Source organism: Aequorivita sediminis, from assembly GCF_032080575.2.
GTDB classification, from domain to species: Bacteria; Bacteroidota; Bacteroidia; order Flavobacteriales; family Flavobacteriaceae; genus Aequorivita; species Aequorivita sediminis.
Genome location: NZ_JAVLSO020000056.1, coordinates 1 through 311, shown reverse-complemented (window position 1 = coordinate 311; position 311 = coordinate 1). Strand labels below are relative to the sequence as shown.

Here is a 311-nt window from a genome sequence, read left to right as displayed (position 1 = left end):
GGTACTGCACACGTAGGTTGAATTACACTAGCAGTTGGTGTAGCTGGTGCATTTGGTACATCGTTAATCGTTACAGATAAAGCTGTAGAAACACACGTAGGATCTGAAGTGTTACGAGCAGTTACACTATATGTACCGGAGGTTAAGTCATTAAAGTCTACTTGAGCCTGATAATCCGTACCATTTATACTGTATTCAAAACCTGATCCTAATGGTGAAGTAATTGAAATTGTACCTGAAGGTACCGCACACGTAGGTTGAACTACACTAGCAGTTGGTGTAGCTGGTGCATTTGGTACATCGTTAATCGT

The 311-nt window shown here is 41.2% G+C and carries 1 protein-coding gene; it reads right to left on the bottom strand.

From position 1 onward, the window contains the following. A partial coding sequence (locus RT250_RS13575) for a hypothetical protein (protein WP_313115430.1) occupies positions 1-311 on the bottom strand: 311 nt, incomplete at both ends.